At 65.2% G+C, this 4,101-nt stretch carries 3 protein-coding genes; 2 read left to right on the top strand and 1 reads right to left on the bottom strand.

All coding sequences use genetic code 11. The features are described from left to right. Positions 1-242: 242 nt before the first annotated feature. Positions 243-905, top strand: coding sequence for a response regulator (locus tag U9980_RS10905; RefSeq protein WP_416210228.1), 663 nt, complete (start codon positions 243-245; stop codon positions 903-905). Positions 906-1,006: 101 nt separating this feature from the next. Here the strand turns inward: U9980_RS10905 and U9980_RS10900 are convergent, their stop codons facing one another. Beyond that, a complete protein-coding gene (locus tag U9980_RS10900) occupies positions 1,007-2,578 on the bottom strand; it encodes an alkaline phosphatase D family protein (RefSeq protein ID WP_322767804.1) in 1,572 nt (523 codons plus the stop codon). Positions 2,579-3,127: 549 nt separating this feature from the next. On the opposite strand from U9980_RS10900, the gene U9980_RS10895 reads away from it, so the two are divergent. Continuing rightward, positions 3,128-4,101 (top strand): Hsp70 family protein (locus U9980_RS10895; protein ID WP_322767803.1); only part of this gene is annotated, 974 nt, incomplete at its 3' end.

Genomic DNA, 4,101 nt, shown 5'->3' with positions numbered 1-4,101 from the left:
TGCCCGGGGTGGGTCGGACCCGGACAGGCCAGGGATGAAAAGCTCGGTTCACCTGCAGGCCTCCGCGTCCGGCGCGGATCTCGTCGCCGTCGGCCAGGCTCGGTGATACTTCCACTGGGCCGGGCCACGGGCCACGGGCCACGGGCCACGGGCAACGCGGAAGCCGGCGGAAGTCATTTGTACGGTTGAGCTCGAAGCCGTGGCCCGATGGGGGCGGTGCGGCGTAAAGGAGGAGGCGGGCGGTGACCGAGCGCAAGGGTGATCTCATGGACGCGGGGGACGCCGAAGACGCGCATGGTGCGGAACGTCCGCGCAGCAAGATTCTTCTAGTGGACGACCGACCTGACAACCTGATGGCCCTCGAGGCGATCCTGGCCTCGCTCGACCAGGATCTGGTCACCGCTTCCTCGGGCGAGGAGGCCCTAAAACGTCTCCTGGTGGACGACTTCGCGGTGATTCTGCTCGACGTCCAGATGCCCGGGATGGATGGCTTCGAGACTGCGCATCGGATCAAGCAGCGAGGTCGGACGCGGGACACCCCGATCATCTTCCTCACCGCGATCGACCGGGAGCCGCACCACGCCTTCCGCGGTTACGCGGTCGGCGCGGTCGACTACATTGCCAAGCCGTTCGACCCGTGGTTGCTGCGCGCAAAGGTCACGGTGTTCGTTGAGCTGTTCGAGAAGAACGAGCGGGTCGCCGAGCTTGCCCGGGCCAGGGTCCGGGACTTCGATCTGCTGACCGAGGTCGTCGAGCGACTGTCCGCTCTCGAGGTGGTGCTGGAGGGGGTGTCCCCTGGCAGGCCCGAGGAGACGATAGCCGCAGCCGCGGCCGAGGTACGCGGTCTGGTGACACGGTTGGCGCCGTTCGCCCGGCCCAGCGGCGCCGGAGTCGCCGGGTCCTGACCGGGCCCGGTCAGGACCCGGTCTACCAGGTGATCGACGAAGCCGGTGTCAGCGCACCGACCTCGTCGATCGATCGTCGATCTGTGATTACACGTCGGCGATCAGGCCTTCACAGCACCCGGCGTGCCGTCCTCGATGACCCACTTGCTGTGCAGGAACATTTCGGAGTCCTGCTTGGTGAAGTCCCGCACCGCCCGAAGCTCGGCGGTCCAGTCTTCCTGGGTGATCGTGGACAGGATGTACCCACGGTAGTCGGAGTCGAACATCTTGATGTGCGGGTTGTCGGGGATCGCCTTCCCGAGGATCGTCGGGAACGGGATGGGTAGCACGGTGCTGATCGACGTGCCGACCAGCTCGGTCGCGACCACGGGCGAGTTCGGGTCGCGGAAGTCGGTGTGCAGGTCGTTGATCAGGAACGCGTGGATGTCGCCGGTCAGGACTACCGGGTTGGACAGCTTGCTGTTGTACATGCCCTGCAGGACGGTGCGGCGCTCGGCCGCGTAGCTGTCCCAGAACTCGCTCCAGTACTGGACCGTCGGACTGGGATCGATGTCCAGCTGGGCCATCAGGATCTGCTGGGGGAAGACGTTCCACAGTGTTTTGGCGTTCTTGAATCCCTTCAGCAGCCAGTCACGCTGTGGCGCGCTCAGGATGCTGCGGGTCGGCTCCTGGTTCTCGGTGCAGTTGACGAACTGGCCGCTGCTCACGCCGTTGTCGTCGCATGCGTGCGCGTCGCGATACTGGCGGGTGTCAAGGACGCTGAACTCGGCCAGCTTGCCGAAACGCAGCCGGCGGTACAGCCGGTAGTCCTGGCGGACCTTGTTCGGCAGCGGCATGTTCTCCCAGTACGCCTGGTAGGCGGCATTGCGACGCACCAGGAACGCGTCCTGCGGGCTGTTGTCCTGATTCGTCTGGAAGGTGTAGTCGTTGTCGACCTCGTGGTCGTCCCAGGTCACCGCCCACGGGTGGGCGGCGTGCGCGGCCTGGAGGTCGGGGTCCGTCTTGTACTGGGAAAGGCGCACCCGGTAGCCGGCGAGGTCGTACGGCTCCAGATTGGCGTGCAGCCGGGACCGTCCGGGCTTCGGCTTGGATTCGTAGATGTAGTCACCGAGGTGGAAGACGATGTCCAGGTCCTGCTCGGCGATGTCCCGGTAGGCCCGGTAGTAGCCCTCTTCGAAGTTCTGGCAGGAGACGTGGGCGATCTTCATCGCGGGGATGTTCCAACCCGCGCCCGGAGCGAGGCGGGTATGCCCGATGGGGCTGCGGTAGCCGTCAATCTCGAACGCGTAGTAGTAGTCCCACGCCGGGAGCAGGCCCTCGACCTCGATGTGGAGGCTGTGCGCCCACTCGGGCGTGGCGGTTGCCGTGCCGGTGCGGACCACGTGGGTCATGGCCTCGTCGTCGGCGACCATCCACCGGACCTTGTAGTTGGCGTTGGGCATGCCACCGTCGGGGTCAAGCGGTGACGGAGCGAGCCTGGTCCACAGGACAACACCGTGTGACGTCGGCTCTCCCGAAGCCACGCCCAGTGTGAAGGGGTAGCTTTTGATCTTCGGTGCACTTATCCGCGCGGCCGGCAGCGACGCGGTCGCGATTCCGGCCGCGGACAGCCCGGACACCACGAGAAAACCGCGGCGTGCCAGGCTCGGGTTGATCGAATCAATAGAATCCATAGCCCCCTCCAAGACTCGAATGGTCTACCTACGGAATGGTGTGCAGGACGGCCTTCCCCACCGACCGGCAGCGGTTGGCCGTGGTCGACCCGGACGCTGGCGAGCTGGCCATCTCGGTGCTTCTCGGATTTCAGCATCGCGTGCTGTCCTGGTGGTAAACGGATCGAAAATCGTTAACAAAGGATTAATCAATGAAGGTGGGTTCAGCGAAAAAACTCTGCCGGGCGCGTACGATTGTTTTTATCTATGGATCGATTGAATGTATGAATATACGGGGACGGTCAACAAATTGTTGACCAGTAGCTTTTTTGTGGTGGCGGGGTGTGACGGCTTGGGCGCGGGAGGGTCCGACGCCGGTCGTCCGTGGCGCCCCGCACTCCTTGGTCATGATCCATATTGTGTGATCGCGCTGTCGGGGCGACGACGTGCTGATCGACGGTATGTGGATGTAGTAAGACGCGGATATTGCGCCTATAATCCGGGCGGATAAGTTGATCGTGGGCACGTTGATCGGCGTGCTGGTCCTGCTCTTGATCAGCATCGTGGCCGATGTTCGGGGGCGTTGTGGGATATCAGGTGGGAGTCGACCTGGGCTCGGCCAACACCGTGGTCGCTGTGGCCGACGACGGTTGGCCACAGGTGCTGGCGATCGGCGGCGGAACCGACATTCCGACCGTCCTCTACGCCGCGCCCGGCGGTGAGATACAGGTCGGCCGGGCGGCGCAACGCCGCGCGGCCGCCGATCCGGGCCGGGCCGCCCGCGGCTTCCCGCGACAGGTGGGTGATCCGACGCCCATCCTGCTCGGTGACGCTGCCTATACCCCCCAGGCACTGGTGGCACGTCTGCTCGGCTGGGTCGTCGCCGCGGCCACCCGGCTGCGCAAGGCACCGCCTGATCACGTGGTCGTCGCTCATCCGGCCAGCTGGTCGCAGTTTCGGTGCGATTTGTTCACCGAAGCCGTCGGCCAGGTCGATGCCGCAGTCCCCATCACGGTGTGCTCCGCTGCCGACGCTGTCGGCGCGCTGCTCAATCGTCGGGGAGCGGCGACCCCCGGGGCATTCATGGGCATCTACGACCTGGGCGCGGGCTCCTTCGAGGCCGCGGTGCTGGCCGCGATGCCCGCCGGATTCCAGATTGCCGGTACCCCGGCTGGGATCACCCGCGCCGGTGGCATGGACATCGATGAGATCCTGCTCGCCTATGTCCTGCGTACGTTTGGTGACACCGCGTCCGGTCTTGACGACACGAATCCCGCGACGGCCACGGCTCTGCGCCGGTTACGGTATGAGTGCGCCCAGGCAAAGGAGATTCTCTCCGAGGACGACGTGGTTGATATTCCGGTTGACCTGTCATCGCTGGGTCTGCCCCAGGCCGGCCGCGATGCCATGCCGGAATCCGTGCGGTTGACCCGCGACGAGTTCGAGGCCCTTATCCGACCGATGGTGGACGACACGGTCCGGGTGTTCGAGCGCGCACTTCGTTCGGTTCCGGCGACATCCGCGGACCTGTCAATGTTGCTCCT

Origin of the sequence: Protofrankia sp. Cr1, assembly GCF_963555865.1 — a bacterium.
Taxonomy (GTDB): domain Bacteria; phylum Actinomycetota; class Actinomycetes; order Frankiales; family Frankiaceae; genus Protofrankia.
This window is presented reverse-complemented; position numbering and strand designations above follow the sequence as displayed.